The organism is Brevundimonas vesicularis NBRC 12165 (assembly GCF_001592205.1).
Classification (GTDB): domain Bacteria; phylum Pseudomonadota; class Alphaproteobacteria; order Caulobacterales; family Caulobacteraceae; genus Brevundimonas; species Brevundimonas vesicularis.
In genome coordinates, this window is the sequence record NZ_BCWM01000008.1 from 67,350 (window position 1) to 87,384 (window position 20,035).

The 20,035-nt window shown below is 67.0% G+C and carries 21 protein-coding genes; 10 read left to right on the forward strand and 11 right to left on the reverse strand.

Annotated elements, in window-relative coordinates; genetic code table 11:
- Window positions 1–2: 2 nt before the first annotated feature.
- Window positions 3–677 (reverse strand): flagellar basal body-associated FliL family protein, encoded by a 675-nt coding sequence (locus tag BVE01S_RS07915; protein ID WP_066626318.1) that lies wholly within the window; start codon window positions 675–677, stop codon window positions 3–5.
- Window positions 678–857: 180 nt separating this feature from the next.
- On the opposite strand from BVE01S_RS07915, the gene flgF reads away from it, so the two are divergent.
- The 7 genes from flgF (at window position 858) to BVE01S_RS07950 (ending at window position 6,672) form a co-directional block, all read left to right on the forward strand.
- Window positions 858–1,598: a flagellar basal-body rod protein FlgF gene (flgF, locus tag BVE01S_RS07920; RefSeq protein WP_055754136.1), complete on the forward strand. Its 741-nt coding sequence runs from the start codon at window positions 858–860 to the stop codon at window positions 1,596–1,598.
- 14 nt (window positions 1,599–1,612) lie between these two features.
- A complete protein-coding gene (gene flgG / locus BVE01S_RS07925) occupies window positions 1,613–2,401 on the forward strand; it encodes a flagellar basal-body rod protein FlgG (RefSeq protein WP_055754135.1) in 789 nt (262 codons plus the stop codon).
- A gap of 10 nt (window positions 2,402–2,411) precedes the next feature.
- Window positions 2,412–3,020, forward strand: a complete 609-nt coding sequence (locus BVE01S_RS07930) for a flagella basal body P-ring formation protein FlgA (protein ID WP_205678522.1) — start codon at window positions 2,412–2,414, stop codon at window positions 3,018–3,020.
- A 12-nt stretch (window positions 3,021–3,032) separates the two neighbouring features.
- Window positions 3,033–3,755, forward strand: coding sequence for a flagellar basal body L-ring protein FlgH (gene flgH, locus BVE01S_RS07935; RefSeq protein WP_045810385.1), 723 nt, complete (start codon window positions 3,033–3,035; stop codon window positions 3,753–3,755).
- Window positions 3,756–3,894: 139 nt separating this feature from the next.
- Window positions 3,895–4,323 carry a hypothetical protein gene (locus BVE01S_RS07940; protein ID WP_066626321.1) on the forward strand — a complete coding sequence of 143 codons (429 nt, stop codon included), beginning with the start codon at window positions 3,895–3,897 and terminating at the stop codon, window positions 4,321–4,323.
- A gap of 11 nt (window positions 4,324–4,334) precedes the next feature.
- On the forward strand, window positions 4,335–4,835 hold the full coding sequence (locus BVE01S_RS07945; RefSeq protein ID WP_205678523.1) for a hypothetical protein: 501 nt from the start codon (window positions 4,335–4,337) through the stop codon (window positions 4,833–4,835).
- A gap of 49 nt (window positions 4,836–4,884) precedes the next feature.
- Window positions 4,885–6,672 carry a DUF885 domain-containing protein gene (locus BVE01S_RS07950; RefSeq protein WP_066626322.1) on the forward strand — a complete coding sequence of 596 codons (1,788 nt, stop codon included), beginning with the start codon at window positions 4,885–4,887 and terminating at the stop codon, window positions 6,670–6,672.
- A gap of 160 nt (window positions 6,673–6,832) precedes the next feature.
- Here BVE01S_RS07950 and BVE01S_RS07955 read toward each other — a convergent pair whose 3' ends face one another.
- From BVE01S_RS07955 to cysG, 5 genes are read right to left on the reverse strand one after another with little or no spacing between them, the layout of a single operon-like run.
- Window positions 6,833–7,831 (reverse strand): cysteine synthase A, encoded by a 999-nt coding sequence (locus tag BVE01S_RS07955; RefSeq protein WP_066626323.1) that lies wholly within the window; start codon window positions 7,829–7,831, stop codon window positions 6,833–6,835.
- Window positions 7,832–7,857: 26 nt separating this feature from the next.
- Entirely contained in the window at window positions 7,858–8,934 is a 1,077-nt protein-coding gene (locus BVE01S_RS07960; RefSeq protein ID WP_066626325.1) for a phosphoadenylyl-sulfate reductase, read from the reverse strand.
- Window positions 8,921–10,588, reverse strand: a complete 1,668-nt coding sequence (locus tag BVE01S_RS07965) for a nitrite/sulfite reductase (protein ID WP_066626327.1) — start codon at window positions 10,586–10,588, stop codon at window positions 8,921–8,923. Before BVE01S_RS07965 ends, BVE01S_RS07960 begins: the two co-directional genes overlap by 14 nt.
- Window positions 10,588–10,863, reverse strand: coding sequence for a DUF2849 domain-containing protein (locus tag BVE01S_RS07970; protein WP_066626329.1), 276 nt, complete (start codon window positions 10,861–10,863; stop codon window positions 10,588–10,590). Before BVE01S_RS07970 ends, BVE01S_RS07965 begins: the two co-directional genes overlap by 1 nt.
- Window positions 10,860–12,242: a siroheme synthase CysG gene (gene cysG, locus BVE01S_RS07975; RefSeq protein ID WP_066626333.1), complete on the reverse strand. Its 1,383-nt coding sequence runs from the start codon at window positions 12,240–12,242 to the stop codon at window positions 10,860–10,862. The genes BVE01S_RS07970 and cysG overlap by 4 nt, the downstream gene beginning before the upstream one ends.
- 124 nt (window positions 12,243–12,366) lie before the next feature.
- Here cysG and gcvA point away from each other — a divergent pair, with 124 nt between their 5' ends.
- Both gcvA and BVE01S_RS07985 read left to right on the forward strand, forming a co-directional pair.
- Window positions 12,367–13,296: a transcriptional regulator GcvA gene (gene gcvA, locus BVE01S_RS07980; protein ID WP_066626336.1), complete on the forward strand. Its 930-nt coding sequence runs from the start codon at window positions 12,367–12,369 to the stop codon at window positions 13,294–13,296.
- A 46-nt stretch (window positions 13,297–13,342) separates the two neighbouring features.
- On the forward strand, window positions 13,343–14,074 hold the full coding sequence (locus BVE01S_RS07985) for an NYN domain-containing protein (protein ID WP_055754124.1): 732 nt from the start codon (window positions 13,343–13,345) through the stop codon (window positions 14,072–14,074).
- Between the two features lies 1 nt (window position 14,075).
- Here the strand turns inward: BVE01S_RS07985 and dxs are convergent, their stop codons facing one another.
- The 5 genes from dxs to BVE01S_RS08010 form a co-directional block, all read right to left on the reverse strand.
- Window positions 14,076–15,989, reverse strand: coding sequence for a 1-deoxy-D-xylulose-5-phosphate synthase (gene dxs / locus BVE01S_RS07990; RefSeq protein WP_088582314.1), 1,914 nt, complete (start codon window positions 15,987–15,989; stop codon window positions 14,076–14,078).
- 57 nt (window positions 15,990–16,046) lie between these two features.
- Window positions 16,047–16,922: a polyprenyl synthetase family protein gene (locus BVE01S_RS07995; protein ID WP_066626490.1), complete on the reverse strand. Its 876-nt coding sequence runs from the start codon at window positions 16,920–16,922 to the stop codon at window positions 16,047–16,049.
- 79 nt (window positions 16,923–17,001) lie between these two features.
- Window positions 17,002–17,253: an exodeoxyribonuclease VII small subunit gene (locus tag BVE01S_RS08000; RefSeq protein ID WP_066626339.1), complete on the reverse strand. Its 252-nt coding sequence runs from the start codon at window positions 17,251–17,253 to the stop codon at window positions 17,002–17,004.
- A 48-nt stretch (window positions 17,254–17,301) separates the two neighbouring features.
- Window positions 17,302–17,964: a histidine phosphatase family protein gene (locus BVE01S_RS08005; protein ID WP_066626341.1), complete on the reverse strand. Its 663-nt coding sequence runs from the start codon at window positions 17,962–17,964 to the stop codon at window positions 17,302–17,304.
- Window positions 17,965–18,005: 41 nt separating this feature from the next.
- Window positions 18,006–18,929: a histone deacetylase family protein gene (locus BVE01S_RS08010; protein ID WP_066626345.1), complete on the reverse strand. Its 924-nt coding sequence runs from the start codon at window positions 18,927–18,929 to the stop codon at window positions 18,006–18,008.
- An 89-nt stretch (window positions 18,930–19,018) separates the two neighbouring features.
- Between BVE01S_RS08010 and BVE01S_RS08015 the strand changes: the two genes are divergently transcribed.
- Complete coding sequence (locus tag BVE01S_RS08015) at window positions 19,019–20,023, forward strand: zinc-binding alcohol dehydrogenase family protein (RefSeq protein WP_066626346.1); 1,005 nt, start codon at window positions 19,019–19,021, stop codon at window positions 20,021–20,023.
- Window positions 20,024–20,035 lie beyond the last annotated feature (12 nt).

Consider the following 20,035-nt stretch of genomic DNA (forward strand, 5'->3'; position numbering starts at 1 on the left):
GCCTATTGCACCAGCATTTCTTCGATCAGCACGGCATCGACCTTGCCCGGCGCGGCGATCAGATTGACGCGGCGCAGTATCTCGGCGCGCAGCTGATAGGTGCCGGCCGAGCCGCTGAGGTCCTCGGGGCGCAGTTCGCGCACGAAGCCGGTGAACATGTCCTGCAGACGCGGCATCTCTTCCTGCAGGTGGGTCGCCACCTCGGCGTCCTGCATCTCCAGCGTCAGCTTCAGCTTCAGGAAGGTCGGACGGCCGTCGGGCGACTGGATGTTCATCACCATGTCGGGCAGGGTGTAGAAGGTGACACCATCCGGCCCCTCGGCGATGACGCCCAGCGCAGAATCGGCCTCGCCTTCCTTGCCGCCTCCGCCGTGACCGCCGCCTTCCTTCTTCTCTTCCTTGCCCTCGGCCTTCTTGTCGGCCTTCTCTTCTCCGTGGCCGGCTTCAGCCTCGGCGCCGTGCGCTTCGGCGGGCTTGGGCTTCAGCATGAAGAAGGCCGCCGCTCCCCCGCCGCCCAGCACCAGCAAGGCGACCGGCGCGATGATGAACAGCAACGGGATTTTCTTTTTCTTGGGCGCGGCTGCGTCACCGTCGGCGGCCTCGCCTTCGGTCACTGCCGGCAGGTTGGCGTCGGCGTCGGCCGCAGGCGCACCCTTCTTCTTGCCGAACTTGAACATGCGCGCGCCCCGGAGACTCTCTCATGGCGAGGATCGTCCGGTTTGGTTAACGCGACGTTTACAATGGGCAGGATTTGCCGGGTTGGAAGCGGCCCGATCCCGCTCAAACCCGCATCGCGCCTGAATTAACCCTGTTGGCACGGCCGTTGCGAGAGGCTGAGGCGAAGGAGCACGCCTCTCGTGGAAAACGCCGCCTATATCGGACTGTCACGCCAGATGACGCTGCGTCGCGAACTGGACATCGTGGCCAACAACGTCGCCAACGCCAACACCACCGGCTTCAAGGTCGAGCAACTGATGCTGGGCACCGAGATCGGGCAGCGGGCGCGCAACGACTCGATCCGCCCGTCGGCCAGCTTCGTGCTGGACAATGGCGTCGGTCGCGACTTCGGCCAGGGTTCGATGCAGCAGACGGGCCGCTCGCTGGACTTCGCCATTTCCGGCGAGGGCGCCTTCTTCACCGTGCGTGATGGCGCCAACGGCGAGGCCTACACCCGCGACGGCGCCTTCACCCTGGATCCGGAAGGCCGTTTGACCACCAAACAGGGTCAGGCCGTCCTTGGCGGCGGCGCGGAGATCGTGCTGGACCCCGCGCTTGGCGCGCCCAGCGTCGGCGCCGACGGCACCATCACCCAGAACGGACAGGTCACTGGCCGGCTGTCGGTCGTGCGTTTCGATACGCTGGGCGTGCTCGAAAAGGGGGGCGACAGCCTCTACCGCAATAAGTCCAACGCCCAGCCGATCGAGGCCGCAGACGCCCAGGTTCATCAAGGCTCGCTGGAGTCCTCCAACGTCAATCCGTTGATCGAAATCACCAATCTCGTCGAGATCAGCCGCGCCTACGAGAGCATTTCCAAGCTGATCGAAAACACCACAGACCTGAGCCGTCGCGCCGTCGAGCGCCTCGGCAAGGCCGCTTAAAGGAGAGCCGGAACATGCGCGCTCTGAGAACCGCAGCCTCGGGCATGGCCGCCCAGCAGTTGAACGTGGAGGTTATCTCCAACAACATCGCCAACATGAACACGGTGGGCTTCAAGAAGCAGCGCGCCGAGTTCCAAGACCTGCTCTATCAGAACGTCGAACGCATGGGGGCCCAGTCCTCGGCCTCAGGCACCGTCGTTCCGACCGGCATCCAGATCGGCGCAGGCGTCAAGGCCGGGGCCGTCTATCGGATCACCGAACAGGGCACGCCCCAGGCGACCGGCAACCCGTACGACATGGCTATCGACGGCAAGGGCTATTTCCAGATCAGCCTGCCTTCTGGCGAAAAGGCCTACACCCGCGCCGGCAATCTACAGGTCAATCCAGAAGGCCAGATGGTGACCGACGACGGCTATTTGCTGGAGCCGGCGATCACCATCCCGCAGGACGCGACCAAGGTATCGATCTCCAAGACCGGTCTGGTTCAGGTGACCCAGGCCGGACAGCCCGCCCCGACCACGGTCGGGCAGATCGAACTGGCCAGCTTCTTCAATGAAGCCGGACTGGAAGCCATCGGCGACAACCTGTTGCTGGAAACCGCCGCATCCGGGCCGGCGATCGTCGGGACGCCCGGCGACGCGGGCTACGGCCAGATCATGCAGTCGTACACCGAGGCGTCGAACGTCGACGCGGTCGCTGAGATCAGCGCCCTGATCGTGGCGCAGCGGGCCTATGAGATGAACTCCAAGGTCATCAGCACCGCCGACCAGATGCTGTCCGTCGCCTCGCAAGTTAAGGGCTAGGGCCGTGACCATGATCCGTTCCCTGCTGCTCGCCGCCGCCGTCAGCGCCTTCGCCGGCGCCGCCCTCGCCAACCCGGTCGTGCTGCGCGCCAACCCCGTGGACGACGACGGTCGCGTCACCCTGGGCGACATCTTCGAGGGCGCGGGCGCCGCAGCCAATGTCGCCGTCGCCGAACGCGTCGGTCCTTCTGTCGTGCTGGACGCCGGTCAGCTTCAGGCCCAGGCGCGTCAGGCGGGCCTTGACTGGAGCAATCCCAACGGCCTGCGCCGCGTCGCCGTGCGCCGTTCGGCCGGACCCGTTCAGACCGTGGCCGAGGCCGCGCCGACGGACGCCGTCCAGGCTGCCCAACCTATCGCCCGCGCCGCCTATCGTCCCGGCGCCGCGCCGCAGGTCATCGCCCGCAACGATATGGTGCGCGTCACCTATCAGGTCGGCGGCGTGAACCTGGCCGTTATGGGTAAGGCCATGCGCAGCGCCGGTCTGGGCGAACCAGTGGCCATCATGAACACCACCTCCAACCGCGTCATCGACGCGGTCGCCTCCGGTCCCGGCCAGGCCATCGCCGGCCCCGGCGCCGACATGGCCCGCGCCAATCCCCAACAGTTCGCCGCCCGCTAGGGAATCCAAGTCATGCGTAAAGCCGTCCTGATCCTCGCCGCCCTCGCCCCGCTCGCTGCCTGCTCGACCGTCGCCGAAACGGTGCGCGGTCCGGAACTGGCTCCCATCGGCTATCCGGCCGCCCTGATCCCGGCGCAGCAGGCCTATCTGCCCGCGCGCGAGACCACGCCCGCCAGCGCCAACAGCCTGTGGCGCACGGGCGCCCGCACCTTCTTCGGCGACCAGCGCGCGCGCCATATTGGCGACATCCTAACCGTCAAGATCGACATCGACGACCGCGCCCAGACCCAGAACTCGACCCAGCGCTCGCGCTCCAACGAGATCAATGCCGGCGTCAGCAATCTGTTCGGCTTGGAAAGCAGCCTGGGCCGCGCCTTCCCCGGCGGCTTCGATCCGTCGAAGATGGTTGGCATGGAAGGCGATCTGAAGTCGTCGGGCAACGGTTCGGTCACCCGCGCCGAGAAGGTGTCGCTGACCATCGCCGCCGTCGTCACCGACGTCCTGGCCAACGGCAATCTGGTGATCCAGGGTCGGCAGGAAGTGCGCACCAACCGCGAGGTCCGCGAACTGACCGTCGCCGGCATCGTCCGCCCCGAGGACATCTCATCGGCCAACGCCATCAACCACACCCAGATCGCCGAGGCGCGCATCTCCTACGGCGGTCGTGGCGACGTTAGCCGTGTCCAGGCCCCGCCCGTGGGTCAGGCGCTGGCGGAACGCTTCAGCCCGTTCTGACGCGAGCTGGCCTGCGGGTTGAACTGCAGACGCATAACCGCGTTCAAAGTGAATGCGGTCGTCTGATCTTGCGGTCATAGCCGCGTCTGACGACATTGAAGGCGACGCGGCGCTGCGCGTCGTCGGCGGGGGCTGACACATGATGCTGATTCTCTCCGCCCTGATGGCGGCCGCGATACAGACTGCGCCCGCCGCAGGCTGGACCTGGAGCCTGTACGAGGGCGAGGGACCGATGGTGCTGGCCAACGACATCCCCGACACGGCCAGCCTGCGCGCGACGCTGCAATGCCTGCCGGGTTCGGGCGCCGTTTCGGTCGCGGTCTATGGCGAGGATGCGTCCGCCGGCTTTGCGCGCATCACCTCAGGCGGGGCGACGGCGACCAGCGAGGCGCGCCTCGGGCGTGGCGGCAAGCTGGAGACGGCGATCCCCGTCGAACACCCCGCCTTCTCCGCCTTTGTATCGAACGGCCGGATGACGATCGCCGTCGGCGACGACGCCAGCACGATCACCGTCGAACGTCCGCACATGGCCAAGCTGCGTCGCTTCGCCGATCGCTGCGCCGGCTGAGGGACTCACGCATGCGTCTTCCATTGATATCAGCCTTGATCGCCGTGTCGGCGCTCGCCGCTTGCGCGACCCAGGCCCCGATGCCCGCAGCCGGCTCGGCAGCGACCGCATCGGCCCCCGCGCCCATGCCCGGTCACGACTGGTTCCTGAACACCGATGGGCAGGAGGCCATGCTGGCCTACGGCGTCGCCAACACCGACGAGGTCAAGCTGAAGCTGGCCTGTCAGGCCGGATCGAGCGCGCTGGAACTGACGGCCTCCAGCGACAAGCCGGGCCGCGAAATCTATCTGGAATCCGGCGGCGACACCGAGCGCTATCGCGCCGCATCCGAGCCAGCCGTCGTGCATGACGGCGAACTGCTGACGGCGCAGGCCAAGACCAAGGATCCGGTCTTCCAGCGCTTCCGACGTCTGGGCTGGATCGCCGCCTGGGCTGACGACGAACGTCACGTCTACGCCGCCCATCCCGCCGCAAAGGTGCAAATCGAGCGGTTCTTCACCGTCTGCGGTTGACGCATCGGCTCTGCTCGGCTTGCGTGCCCCTCCTGACAGGAGGGGCGTCATGAAGATTTCTTATCTGGCTATCGCAGCCATTCTTGCGGCTGGTTCGCCGATCGCGGTTGTCGCGCAGACGTTGCCTGCCGCCGTGGCAACCGCCCCGGCAGACGCCGCGCTGAACGCCGTCATCGCCGACTACGAGACCTATCTGAGGTCGGTCGATCCGATCTCGGCAGGCGGCGAGGGCGATGTGGAGGCGATGGGCCGCGTGCCTGACCTGTCGCGTGAGTTTGAACTGGCCCAGCGCGCGCCGCTGGAAGGGTTCGTGCGGCGGCTGACAGCCATCGACCCGGCAAGTCTTTCCCACGCCGGCGGCATCAACCACGCCTTCCTGCTCTATACGCTCAACCGCAGCCTGGAAGGGCTGGATTACGACACCAGCCGCCTGGCGTTCGACTCCGAAGGCGGCCCGGGAACCTGGGCGCTCTACGTCGGCGGCAGCACGCGCCTGAACTCCGTCGCGGAGGCCGAGGCCTATATCAAGCGTATCCGGGGCTTCGGCCAAATCTACGCCCAGACGACCGCCAACGCCCGGCGCGGCCTGGACACCGGCTTGGTCCAGGCCCGATCGGTGACAGAAAGCGCCCTGACGCTGGCGCGAAACGATGTGGCGATCAAGCCGGACGCCGAGCCGCTGCTGAAGCCCCTGTCGACCCTGCCCTCGACAGTGTCTCAAGCGGATAAGGATCGCCTGACTGCAGAGGCGACGGCGGCGGTTTCTGAAACGATCCTTCCGGCGCGACGGGCTTGGCTGGCCTTCCTCGAAAGCGACTACCTGCCCAAGGCGCCGGTCCAGCCGGGCATCGGCAATCGGCCCGGCGGCAAGGAACTCTACGCCTATCTGGTGCGCGGCCACACCACGACTGACCTGACGCCCGACCAGATCCACCAGATCGGTCTGGACGAGGTCGCGCGCATCCGCGCCCGTATGGATTTGGAAATGACGGCGTCGGGCTGGACCGGCGACTTCGCCGGCTTCCTGAACTTCCTGCGCACCGATCCTCAGTTCTATGCAACCAGCCGCGAGGCCCTGTTGCAGCAGGCGTCGGAGATGGCGAAGCGTGCGGATGGCGGCCTGCCGCCCCTGTTCGCCACCCTGCCCCGCCTGACCTACGACGTGCAGCCCGCGCCGCCGCAGATCGAGGAAAACTACACCACCGGCCGCTACAACGGCGGGTCGATGCAGAACGGCGTCGCCGCCCATTACATCGTCAACACGTCCAAGCTGGATCAGCGTCCGCTGTACGAGTTGCCCGCCCTGACCCTGCATGAGGCCGTGCCAGGCCACCACCTCCAGATCGCCTTGCAGCAGGAGGCGCCTGGCCAACCCTATTTCCGCCGCCAGGCCAACGTCAGCGCCTATACCGAGGGCTGGGGCCTGTATGCCGAATATCTGGGCGAGGAGATGGGCTTCTACCGCACGCCTTACGAACGGTTCGGCCGCCTGTCCTATGAGATGTGGCGCGCCTGCCGACTGGTCGCGGACACCGGCCTGCACTGGATGGGCTGGACCGAGGAACAGGCCCGCGCCTGTTTCCGCGACAACTCGGCGCTCGCGCCGCACAATATCGAGACCGAACTTCAACGCTACATCGGCTGGCCCGGTCAGGCCACGGCCTACAAGATCGGCGAAATCCGCCTGCGCGAGATCCGGGCGCGGGCCGAGCGGGAGTTGGGGCCCAAGTTCAACATTCGCACCTTCCACGACGCCCTGCTGGTCGAGGGCCCGCTGCCGCTGGCGCTGCTGGACCAGCGGATGGACGCCTGGATCGCGGAGCAGAAGGCGAAGTAGCAGAAGCGTCGTCTCCTCCCCGCTTCGTGGGGAGGTGGCTCGGAGCGAAGCGGAGAGACGGAGGGGTTCTTAGCCGCATCACAGGCCGCTTGTGGGACTTCAAGAGCCCCTCCACCGCTTTGCGGTCCCCCTCCCCACAAGTGGGGAGGAGACGATGGGCTTACGCCCAGTCCGGCTCCGGCAAACCCTTTGACCGCAGGAATTCCGGGTTGAACAGCTTGGACGCATAGCGCGAGCCGGGATCGCACAGGCAGGTCACGATGGTCTTGCCTGGCCCAAACTCGCGCGCCAGCCGCACCGCGCCGGCGATGTTCACCCCCGCCGATCCGCCCAGCGACAGGCCTTCGTGCTTCACGAGGTCGAACAGGATCGGCAGAAACTCCGCGTCCTCGATCCGATAGGCGTAGTCGGGTCTGAAGCCTTCCAGATTGCCGGTGATGCGGGCCACGCCGATCCCCTCGGTGATCGACGATCCCTCGCCCGTCATCTCGCCCTTGGTGAACCAGTTGAACATGGCCGCGCCCGCTGGATCGGCCAGGGCGATGCTCACATCCGGCTTCTGCTCGCGCAGATAGGCGCCGACGCCGGCGATAGTCCCGCCCGAGCCGACGGCCGAGACGAAGGCGTCGACCTGACCGTTTGTCTGCGTCCAGATTTCGGGGCCGGTCGTGTTGTAGTGGGCCTCGCGGTTGGCGGTGTTGTCGAACTGATTGGCCCAGATGGCCCCGGCCTCTTCGCTGTCGTTCAACTCGGCGGCCAGACGCCCGGAATAGTGGACGAAGTGGTTCGGGCTGGAGAAGGGCGCGGCGTCCACCTCGACCAGGCGGGCGCCCAGCGAACGGATGGCGGACTTCTTCTCTTCGGACTGCGTGCGCGGAATGACGATGACGACCGGATGCCCCAAGGCGGCGCCGACCAGGGCCAGGCCGATGCCGGTGTTGCCGGCCGTGCCCTCAACGATCGTTCCGCCGGGTTTCAGCGCGCCCGACGCCCGCGCGCCCTGCACGATCGACAGGGCCGCGCGATCCTTGATCGAACCGCCGGGGTTCAGAAACTCGGCCTTGCCCAGGATTTCGCAGCCCGTCGCGTCGGACAGGCGGTTCAGGCGCACCAGCGGCGTATTGCCGATCAGGTCGATGACGGATGACGTAGCGGGCACGGTGAGGCTTTCAGGCGAAGGGCGGATCAGGCGGCGGCCTGGCGTTGCCCTAAGTGGATGCCGCACTCGACCTTGTCCATGCCCGACCAACGTCCGGCGCGCGCGTCTTCGCCCTCCTGGACCGCACGCGTGCAGGGCCAGCAGCCGATGGAGGCATAGCCCTGTTCAACCAGCGGATGACGCGGCAGGTCGCGCGCATCCAGCCAGGCCTCCACGTCGTCGGCGTCCCAGTTCGCTAGGGGATTGATCCGCAGCACCCCGTCCAACACCTCGAACGGCTTCAGCTTCGCGCGCGTCGCGGCCTGGTAGCGTTTCCGTCCGGTGATGAGCGCATTGAAGCCCGCCGTCGCCCGCGCCAGCGGCCGCACCTTCCTCAGGTCGCAGCAGGCGTCGGCGTCGGTCTTCCAAAGGTCGGCGCGCGCATCCAGCGTCGCCTTCTCGCCCGCATCCGGCGTCACCAACCGCACGTCGGTCAACCCCAGCGCCTTGGTCAGTTGCGTGCGATAGGACAGCGTCTGAAGGAAATGCTGGCCTGTCTCCAGAAACACCACCGGCACTGTCTTGTCCTCGCCAGCGATGATGTCCAGCAGGGCGGCGGACTCGGCGCCGAAGGACGAGATGGCGCCGACCCGCAGGCCCAGCGCCGGATTTAACGCCGCCTTCAGGATTTCGGACGCGTCCCTGCCCGCCGTCTCACGGTTCAGCCGATCCGCCAGGGCGTCCAGATCGCGGTCGTTGGACGCCGCACGCCGCCGCTGCCAGATCGTCGGTGTGGGATCGACGGCGGGCTGGTAGGCGCCGCTGAACGCTCGGTCCATCCGCTCCCAGGCGGCCGGATCCGCACCCTCGGCCAGTTCCACCGCATAGAAGCCCGAACGCCGCAGGTGTCGCGCCTGATCCGGCAGCACCTTACCCGCGGCGATCAGACGCCCTCTGTAACCGCGCTCTCGCAGCACCGCCGCCAGCGAGAAGCCGCGCCCGTCGCGAAAGGCGTCGAACTCCAACACCAGCGTGTCTTCGCTTGCGGCGGCCGCCTCGACAGCCTCCAGCGGGGTCGTCACCGACAGGCGCAACCCGTTCTGTATGCCCTCAAGCCGTTGCATCGAGCGTCTCATAGATGGCGTCGCGGAAGGGATCGGGTCCGACACGGCGCACCGTGTCGATGAACCGCTCGCCGTCCGTGCGGATTTGCAGATAGCGGTCCAGAGTCCGCTGGATGGCAGGCGCGACCTCGTCGGCAGGCAGGCTCTTGCCGACGATGTCGCCCAGAGCCGCCTGCTCGTCGGGCGAACCGCCGACGGTGATCTGGTAGTATTCCTCGCCCTTGCGATCGACGCCCAGCACGCCGATGTGGCCAACGTGGTGGTGGCCGCAGGCATTGATGCAGCCGCTCATGTTGATGCGGACCGGCCCCAGCGTCTCCTGATAGTCCATGTCCGCCAAACGCTTGGACAGAGCCTGCGCCACCGGGATCGAGCGGGCGTTGGCCAGGCTGCAATAGTCCAGGCCCGGGCAGGCGATGACGTCCGTCGCCAGATCGGCGTTGGCTGTCGCCAGCCCCGCGTCCCGCAACGCCCGCCAGACCGTCGGCACATCATCCAGCTTCACATGCGGCAGAACCAAGTTCTGCTCATAGGCGGCGCGCAGTTCGTCGAACGAATAGCGCTGGGCCAAATCCGCCACCGCGTCCATCTGGTCCGCCGTGATGTCGCCCGGCACGCCGCCAACGGGCTTCAGCGACACCACCATTGAGGCGTAGCCAGACTGACGATGACGGCGGACGTTGTTGCGGGCGAACCGGGCGAAGTCGGGATCGGCCAGCAGGGCGCGGTCGAATGGGGCGCTGGTCTTGGGCTGGGCCTCGAACAACGGCGAGGCGAAATAGGCCTGGATGCGCGCGGCCTCGTCCTGCGGGATCTGCAAATCCTCGCGACGCAGGGTGGCATAGTGCCTGTCCACCTCCACGCGGAAGGCCTCGATGCCCAGCGAGGCGACCAGGATCTTGATCCGCGCCTTGTGGATGTTGTCGCGCCGACCCAGAAGGTTCCAGGCCCGCAGGATGGCGGTCAGATAGGCCAGAAGGTCCGCCGCAGGCACGGCCGGGGCGATCTCCTGGCCGATATGCGGCAGACGTCCCTGCCCGCCGCCGACGAAGACGCGGAAGGCGGTTCCGCCATCCTCGCCCTTGACGATCTGAAGGCCGACATCGTGGGTGCGGATCGCCGCCCGATCCTTCTCGGCCCCGATCACCGCGATCTTGAACTTGCGCGGCAGGAAGCTGAACTCCGGGTGGATGGTCGACCACTGGCGGATGATCTCGCACCAGGGGCGCGGATCCTCGATCTCGTCGTCGGCGGCGCCGGCGAAGACGTCTGTCGTGGTGTTGCGGATGCAGTTGCCGCTGGTCTGGATGGCGTGCATCTCGACCTCGGCCAAGTCGCTGAGGATCGCCGGCAGATCGGTCAGGGCCGGCCAGTTGTACTGGATGTTGCAGCGGGTGGTGAAGTGACCGTAGCCCTTGTCGTAGGTCCGCGCGATATGGCCCAGCCGGCGCATCTGACGACTGCTCATCACCCCATAGGGAATGGCGACGCGCAGCATATAGGCGTGCAGTTGCAGATAGACGCCGTTCATCAGCCGCAGCGGCTTGAACTCGTCTTCGGTCAAGGCGCCGGATGCGCGCCGCGCCACCTGGTCTGAGAATTCCTCAACCCGTTCACGCACCAAGGCGTGGTCGAACTCGTCATAGCGATACATCAGCCCACGCCTCCGACGACGCTGTGACCGACGGTCGGCCCGGCCGAGCGGATGCGCTCCTTAAGTCGGTCACGGCCTGACGGCGTGCGGTCCTGAACGTCGAACAGATAGGGATTCACGAAGACGTCCGGCCGCCCGGCGACATCAGCCAGCACGACCTCGGCCGCTGTCTCGTCCAGCACCGAAGCCTGGTCGATGTGCTCGACCGGCTTGTTGCCGACGCCTGCATAGATGACGCGACCGTCCGACAGGCGGTTTGCGGTCACGATCTTCACGCCGCGACCTCCGTCCGCGTCTCGACCGACGCCGAGAAGGCCGCCGTCTCGCCGACGAACAACAGGGCCGGGCCGGTCAGGTCGGCGCCGCGCACCAGGGCGCCCAGCCCGTCCAGACGCCCGGTCAGAACCCGCTCGTCCGGGCGGCTGCCGTTCTCGACAATGGCGACGGGCGTCGAGGGCGAGCGACCCGCCGCAATCAGGCGCGCAGCCGTCTCCTCGGCTCGGTCCGTGCCCATATAGATGGCCAAGGTGTGGTTCGTTCCGGCCAGCCGCGTCCAGTCGGCCTCGACGCCGCCCGACTTGGCCTGGGCGGTCACGAAGGTGACGGCCTGGGCGTGGTCGCGGTGGGTCAGGGGGATGCCCGCCGAGGCCGCGCAGGCCAGGGCCGCCGTCACACCGGGCACCACGAAGACCAGCACGCCGGCCGCCCGCATGGCCTCCAGCTCCTCGCCGCCGCGACCGAAGACGAAGGGATCGCCGCCCTTCAGTCGCACGACCCGATGACCGGCGCGGGCCTCCTCGATCATCAGGGCCTCGATCTGATCCTGCGGCACCGAATGCTCGCCGCGCGCCTTGCCCACATACAGCCGCTTGGCGTCGCGCCGCGCCCGTTCCAGCACCGCCTCGGGCACAAGACGGTCGTGGATGATGACGTCGGCGTCCTGCAACACCCGCAGCGCCTTCAGGGTCAGCAGTTCCGGGTCGCCCGGCCCTGCGCCGACGATATGGACCACGCCCGTCTCCGGCGCGGCGACGTTCAGCAGGCGCAGCATCTCGCGCCGCGCCTCGGCCGTCCGACCTTCCGCCGCCAGCGTCACGGCCGGACCCCGGAAGGCCTTCTCCCAGAAGCGACGGCGCGCCATGAAGTCCGGCACACTGGCCTTGACCGTATCGCGCAACTCGCGCGCCAGCCGCGCCACATTCGCCAGTCCGGCGGGCAGCACGCCCTCGATGGCCGTGCGGATATCCCGCGCCAGAATGGGCGCCGATCCGCCGGTCGCCACGCCGATCACCACCTCGTCGCGGTCGATCAGGGCCGGGGTCTGGAAATCGCTCAGATGGGGCTTATCAACAACATTGACCTGGGCCCCTGCCGCCCGTGCGAGATGGCCCAGCCGCGTCAGCTCGTCCGCATCGTCCAGCGCCATAAACACCAGCCGTGCGCCGGCCAGTTCGTCAGCATCTGGCGCACGCAGCACCGGCTCCGGCGCCGTCAATGGCGTCTCGATCTTGGGCGGCGCGCCGTCGGGCGCGAACCACATCACCTCGGCGGGCGTGTTCAGGAACAGTCGCAGCTTGGCCAACGCCGGCTCGCCGCCGCCGATGATCACGATCTTTGCGGCCTCCAGCGGAATGGAGGCGAGAAATACACGCATCGTCTTGCTTTCTGGGCCGTCGGGAGAGGAAACAGGGACGACGGCAGGGCGCGAACCTTCGTCTTCCCCGTCCAGAGCCGCAAACCAGATTGCCTTTGTCTCGCTGATAGGATTTCTATCCGCGATGGCCCGTCCCCTGCTCCCGCTCAACGCCTTGCGCGCCTTTGAGGCCGCCGCGCGGCATCTGAACTTCTCGCGCGCCGCCGACGAGCTGTCGGTCACGCCCGGCGCGGTCAGCCAGCAAATCCGTCTGCTGGAAGACATCGTCGGCGGGCCGCTGTTCGTGCGCGAGGCGCGGGGCCTGCAACTGACCGACCTGGGCCGCTCGTCCGTGCCGCTGCTGCGCGAGGGGTTCGAGCGGCTGATGGACGCCTCGGCCCTGCTGCGCGAACCGCCGCGCAGGAAACAGGTGTCGATCAGCGTGGCGCCCGGCTTCGCCTCCAAATGGCTGATGCCGCGCATGGACGACTTCCATACCGCCCATCCCGAGATCGAACTGTGGATCTCGGCAGACATGGAGCCGGCGGACCTGAGCGAGGGCAAGGTCGATCTGGCGGTGCGCTACGGTCCCGGCGACTATCCCGGCCTGACGGTCGATCGGCTGATGACCGAGACGGTTCTGCCTGTCTGCGCCCCATCGCTGATGGATGGCGAAAAACCAATCCGCAAACCGGCCGACCTGATCGGACATACTCTGCTGCATGACATGTCCAATGATGGCGACCCCAGCCGACCGGATTGGGCGATGTGGCTCAAGGCGCGGGGTATCCGTCACCCCGACCCGCGTCGAGGCTCACGGTTCAATCAGTCGGGCCTGCTGATCGAGGCCGCCATATCGGGGCGCGGCGTGGCTCTGGCTAAACGGACCCTGGCTCAAGCCGACTTGGCGTCCGGCCGTCTGGTCGCGCCCTTCCCTGACGGGTCCGAGGCGGTCGGCTTCGCCTACTATGTCGTGCAGCCCCGCGACCGGCCTCCGTCGCCCAGCGCCACCGCCTTCGTCGGCTGGCTGAAGAAACAGGCCGTGGATCACGACAATACGATGGGTCAGTTGTAGGGTTCATTGCACCGCAGACTGGCGGCGCAGAAAAGGGACATCCGCCATGGCTGACGACAAGGCCCCTCGCCTCGCGGTCCTGATCGATGCGGAGAATGCTTCCGCCCGCATCGCAGAGGCGCTGTTCAGCGAAATCGCCACCTTGGGCGAGGCCTCGGCACGACGGATCTACGGCGACTTCGCCAGCCCGCAGATCGCCGGCTGGACGCGGGTCCTGGCCCGTTTCGCCATCCAGCCCCAGCAGAATTTCGCCAACACCAAGGGCAAGAACTCGGGCGACATCGCCTTGGTGATCGATGCGATGGACCTGCTGCATTCAGGGCGATTCGACGGTTTCTGCCTGGTGTCGTCGGACGCCGACTTCACCCGACTGGCGGCTCGCATCCGCGAAGAAGGCGTCGATGTCTATGGTTTCGGCGAGCAGAAGACGCCCGAAAGCTTCCGTCAGGCCTGCACCCGTTTCATCTATACAGAGAACCTGATTGCGCCGGTTCCGGTCGACGCCGGCGCCAAGTCGCCCGTCGCCGAAGCGCCGGCGACCAAGCGCAAGCCGTCCGAGGCCGCGCGCCTGATCGCAGCCATCATCGCCGACATGGACGAGGACGGCGACGGATGGGTCGCGGTGGGCGGTATCGGCAATCGGCTGCGCAACGCCCATCCCGACTTCGACCAGCGCACCTATGGCTACGCCAAGCTGTCGGACCTGATCCGCGCCACCGGCCGGTTCGAGGTGGAGACCGGCGAACGCGGGGCGATGCGGATTCGCGACCGCGCCTGATCTACGCTCTGGCGGCCTGACTGGCCGACACGCCCAGGGCCTGAAGCGCAGCGGCTGTGATGTGTTCGGCGTTCAGGCCGGCCTGGGCGTACATGGCCATCGGCGCATCCTGGTCCTGGAAGATGTCGGGCAGGTTCAGGGTGCGGATCTTGAGTCCACCATCCAGCGCGCCCTTTTCGGCCAGCAGTTGCAGCACGAAGGCGCCGAAGCCGCCCATGGCGCCTTCTTCGACCGTGATCAGGGCCTCGTGCTCGCGCGCCAGACGCAGGATCAGATCGGCGTCCAGCGGCTTGGCGAAGCGGGCGTCGGCGACGGTGGCCGACACGCCCTTGGCCGCCAGCATGTCCGCCGCCTTCAGCGATTCCTGCAGACGGGTGCCCAGGCTGAGGATGGCGACCGAAGTCCCCTCTCGCACGATCCGGCCCTTGCCGATCTCAAGCGGCGCAGCGAGTTCCGGGATCTCCACGCCCACGCCGTCGCCGCGCGGATAGCGGAAGGCGCTGGGCCGGTCGTCGATGGCCAGCGAGGTCGAAATTATCGCCGCCAGTTCGGCCTCATCCGCCGCCGCCATCAGCACCATGCCAGGCAGCGCGCCCATGAAGCCGATGTCGAAGGATCCGGCGTGCGTAGCGCCGTCCGACCCAACCAGGCCCGCCCGATCCATGGCGAAACGCACCGGCAGCGACTGGATCGCCACGTCGTGGACCACCTGGTCGTAACCGCGCTGAAGGAAGGTCGAATAGATCGCGCAGACCGGCTTCATGCCGTCCGCCGCCAAACCGGCCGCGAAGGTCACCGCGTGCTGTTCGGCGATGCCGACGTCATACGTCCGCTCAGGGAAGGCCTGGCCGAACAGGTCCAGACCCGTGCCGGACGGCATGGCCGCCGTGATCGCCACGATCGACGGATCGACCTTGGCGTGTTTGATAAGCTCGGTTCCGAACACCTTGGTATAGCTGGGCGCGTTGGAGATGGCCTTGGCCTGCTTGCCCGAGACCACGTCGAACTTGACGACCGCATGCAGTTTGTCGGCGCTGCTTTCGGCGGGGGCGTAGCCCTTGCCCTTCTGCGTCACGACGTGGACCAGCACCGGACGGTCCTCGATGGCGGCCGCCTTCTTCAGGATCGGGACCAGATTGTCCATGTCGTGGCCGTCGATGGGGCCGACGTAGTAGAAGCCCAACTCCTCGAAGAAGGTGCCGCCGGTGACCATGCCGCGGGCGTATTCCTCGGCCTTCTTGGCCGCCTTGCGGAAGGGGCGCGGCAGGTGCTGGGCCACCGTCTTGCCCAGGCGGCGGACGTTCTGATAGGCGCCGCCCGACACCAGGCCGGCCAGATAGGCGCTCATCCCGCCAACCGGCGGCGCGATCGACATGTCGTTGTCGTTCAGGATGACCATCAACTGGCCGCTGGTGGCCTCGGCGGCGTTGTTCATCGCCTCATAGGCCATGCCGGCCGACATAGAGCCATCGCCGATGACGGCCACCACGCGGTTCTTCTCGCCCTTCTGGTCGCGCGCGGCGGCGAAGCCCAGGGCGGCGCTGATCGAGGTCGAGGCGTGGGCGGCGCCGAACGGATCGTATTCGCTCTCGCTGCGCTTCGTGAAGCCCGACAGACCGCCGCCCTGTCGCAGGGTGCGGATGCGGTCGCGCCGCCCGGTCAGGATCTTGTGCGGATAGCACTGATGCCCGACGTCCCAGATCAGGATGTCCTTCGGCGTCTCGAACACATGGTGCAGCGCCGTGGTCAGCTCGACCACGCCCAGACCCGCACCCAGATGGCCGCCGGTGACGGACACGGCGTCGATCGTTTCTGCCCGCACCTCCTGCGCCAGTTGTTTCAACTGGGCGATATCGAAGTCCCGCGTGTCGGCGGGCGTCTTGACGGTGTCGAGTAGCGGGGTGTCGGGCATCAGCCGTAAAACCTTGGAAAGTCTGGTCGATCAACCCGCAGGTCGTTTCAACGTTTCGTATCAGGACCGGCGCTTTAGCACAAAGTCCACGCTGGCCCTGAGGATTTCGGCCTCCTCGCCGAACGGCTCCAAATGCGACCGGGCCTGGTTTGCGAGATGCGCGACCCTTTGCCGCGCCGCCTCCAGACCAAGCAGGGTGACGAAGTTGGTCTTGCCCAGGGCGGCATCCTTGCCTCCGGCCGCCTTGCCCATTTCCTCGGCCGAGCCTTCGGCGTCCAGCAGGTCGTCGACGATCTGATAGGCCAGGCCGACATCGTGGGCGAAGTTGATCAGAGCATGGCGATGCTGGGCCGAGGCGTCGGCGATGATCAGCGGGATTTCGAAGGCGTAGGCGAACAGGGCGCCGGTCTTCAGCCGCTGCATTCGCGCTACGCCGCCCAGGTCGTCGCGCACGCCCAGCAGATCGATCATCTGACCACCCGCCATACCCCGCGCGCCCGACGCCAGCGACAGCCGCGCCGCCAGTTCGCAGCGCACGGCCGCATCTTCGTGGGTGTCTTCGTGCAAGATGATGTCGAAGGCGGCCGTCTGCAGCGCATCACCGGCTAGCACCGCCGTCGCCTCGTCATAGGCCCGGTGAACGGTCGGCCGGCCGCGGCGCACGTCGTCGTCGTCCATGCACGGCAGGTCGTCGTGAACCAGGCTGTAGGCGTGCACGCATTCCAGCGCGCAGGCGGCGCGGAGGACCGACCGCTCATCGATGTCGAACAGGCGTGCGGCCTCCAATGCGAAGAACGGCCGCAAGCGCTTGCCAGGACCCAGCGCCGCATAGCGCATCGCCTCGGTCAGACGAGATTCCGGCCCCTCGGCGCGCGGCAGCAGTTCATCCAGCGCGACCGTGACCAGATCGGCGACCTCAGCCACGCGATCGATCACCGCCTGTTCCGGCGAGTTCGCGGCGATGACGCGGTTCACGAGAACCGGCTCCAGACCAGGCTCGAAGACGACACTGGGATCATTCGAATGACGCCGCCTCGATGCCCTTAGCCTGGCCGTCGGGGCCGACCACGATCTTTTCCACCCGCAATTGAGCCGCCTTCAGCCGCGCCTCGCAGTGGGCCTTCAGCTTGGCGCCCTCTTCATAGAGGGCGATCGATTCCTCCAGCGGCGCCTGACCGGATTCCAGGCGAGAGACGATGGTCTCCAGGCGCTTCAGGGCATCTTCGAAGCTGAGATCGGCGGGGATGGCGGCGGCGGTGTCGGTCATGGCGCGGACCCTAGAGGCGCGCGCGGGGCGCATCAACGTCAGAAGCGGCTATCGCTTCTCGTAACGACGCTGCGACCAGTATTTGAAACCCTGGTTCTGGACCAGTTTCCAGCCGTCGGCCTTCAGCGCGCGGCCGACCATGTGGTTGAAATAGCCATGGGCGAAGACCAGCACGTCCTGCCCGCTTTCGGCGCGCGCAATCAGCTTTTGCGCCGCCTGATCGGCGCGCGCCTCGGCTTGGGCACGGGTTTCCTGGCCGCCGTGATGATCGAAGGCGTGCCACCAGAAGCGCGACACCACGCCCCACCATTTGGGCGACAGCTTGATCCATTCCGGAATCGGAGGCGGCGGCAGGGGCGCCTCGATGAACATGACGTCGGCTGTGACCTCGCGCCCGGCGACGACCGCAGCGGCGGTTTCCTGGGCGCGCTGACGGGTCGAGGCGTAGATGGCCCCAGCCCCTTGGGCCGCCGCAACCAGTTCGGGCGGCGGCGTCTGACCGGCCAGCAGGCCGCCGATCTCATACTTCGCCCACCAGTCGCCGTACTGGCGCGCAGAGATCAGGCATTTGCGCGACAACGCCGGCTCGCCATGACGCGTCAGGATGATGGCGCCGGGACGGACAGCGACAAGCGCGCCGACGGACGGCGCCGCATCTGGCGGGGACACGGACGGTTCGGTCGAATCGAGGGACAGGGCGGGGGCTGACATGACAAACGGACGGGCCTTTGGTTTCAAGGCGTTAAGCGTCCTCAGTCCTCCCCGAGCGCAGCGACGTGGGCGACCGCAGAGCGGCCTAGTCCTTCAAGGTCGTAACCGCCCTCAAGCGCCGACACAACCTTGCCCGAACAGGTCCGACGCGCGACCTCCAGAATCGCGCGCGTCGCCCAGGCGAAATCTTCGGCCTCCAGCGACTGATGCGCCAGCGGATCGCGCCGGTGAGCGTCGAAACCGGCCGAGATCAGGATCAGGTCCGGCCGGAACGATTCCAGCGCCGGCATCAATCCGCCAGCGAAGGTCGCACGCCAGTTCTCGCGCGCCGCATGGGGCGCGACCGGGGCGTTGACGATATTGCCGACGCCCATCTCGGACGCCGCGCCCGTGCCGGGATAGAGCGGCATCTGGTGGATGGAGGCCAGGAACAGGCTGTCGTCGTCTTCGAACGCCGCCTGGGTGCCATTGCCGTGGTGAACATCGAAATCGACCACCGCCACCCGCGCCATCCCTCCGGCCTGAGCCGCACGCGCCGCAACGGCGACGGAGGAGAACAGGCAGAAGCCCATGGCCCGATCCGGCTCGGCATGGTGACCCGGCGGGCGCACGGCGGCGAAGGCGCGATCCATCTCGCCCCGCGCTACGGCTCGCACCGCATCGATCGCCGCCCCCGCCGCCAGACGCGCGGCCGGTACGCTGCCGGGCGACAGGACGGTGTCGGCATCGAGCTGGACCATGCCAGCGACCGGCGAGGCGTCCAGAAGGCGTGCGACATAGGCGGCCGGATGCACCCGCTCGAGATCCACAACCTCGGCCTGGGTCGCGACGCGCCGGTCGCGGACCAGGCCTGCGTCGTCCAGAGCATCCAGCACCGCCCTCAACCGCTCGGGGCTTTCGGGATGGCCCGCGCCCGGCGCGTGGGACAGCATGGACGGATGGGTGAAGATCGGAAGGTGGGTCATGGCAAAGTCGTCATTTCTCAGATGCGCCTTGCGGCCAGCCTATCGCAAACCGATTTGCAGGGCGACGAAGCAAGCTTGAGGAGATCGTCATGAAGGCTATTGGCACGACCGGCCCCCGCCCCGCGACAGACCCTGCCGCGCTCACGCTCTTCGACACGCCCGAACCGGACCTGCGCCCCCGCGACCTGCTGGTTGAAGTAAAGGCGGTCAGTCTCAATCCGGTGGACACGAAGGTCCGCTCCAGCCGGACGCCAGAAGACGGTCAGCCAAGCATTCTCGGCTATGACGCGTCAGGGGTGGTGATCGACACCGGCGATGAAGTCAGCCTGTTCAAGGTTGGAGACGAAGTATTCTACGCCGGCCAGATCGATCGGCCGGGGTCCAACGCAGAGCGCCAAGCTGTCGACGAGCGGATCGTCGGCCCGAAGCCCAAGTCCTTGACGTTTGCAGAAGCGGCGGCCCTCCCGCTGACGGTGATTACGGCTTGGGAATTGCTGTTTGACCGCCTGAAGGCCGGCAAGGATGAAGACGAGACCTTGCTGATCGTCGGCGGGGCGGGCGGCGTCGGCTCGGCCCTGATCCAGATCGCCCGCGCCGTCACAAGTTTGCGTGTTGTCGCCACGGCCTCGCGTCCTGACACCCGCCAATGGTGTCTCGACCTGGGCGCGCACGCGGTGGTCGATCACTCCGGCCCGCTAGACGAGGCTCTAACTGCAGCTGGCGAACGCGCGCCCAAATATATTGCATCCCTGACCCACACGCAGGCGCATTTCGAAGCTCTTGCACGCGCGGTCGGCGTGCAAGGCGTGATTGGCTGCATCGACGACTTCAAGGGGCTGCCGATCGAGCTCTTGAAACAAAAGTCGGCAGGATTTGTCTGGGAATTCATGTTCACCCGCTCCCTCGAACAGACGCCGGACATGATCGCGCAGCACCAACTCCTATCGGAGGTCTCTCGCCTGGTTGATTCTGGCGCCTTGCGCACCACCCTGACCGAGAACCTGGGCCGGCTGTCGGTGGAGAATCTGCTTAAGGGGCACAGACAACTCGAAAGCGGATCAACCATCGGCAAGGTCGCGCTAGACGGTTTCTGAAGCTATTGGCGG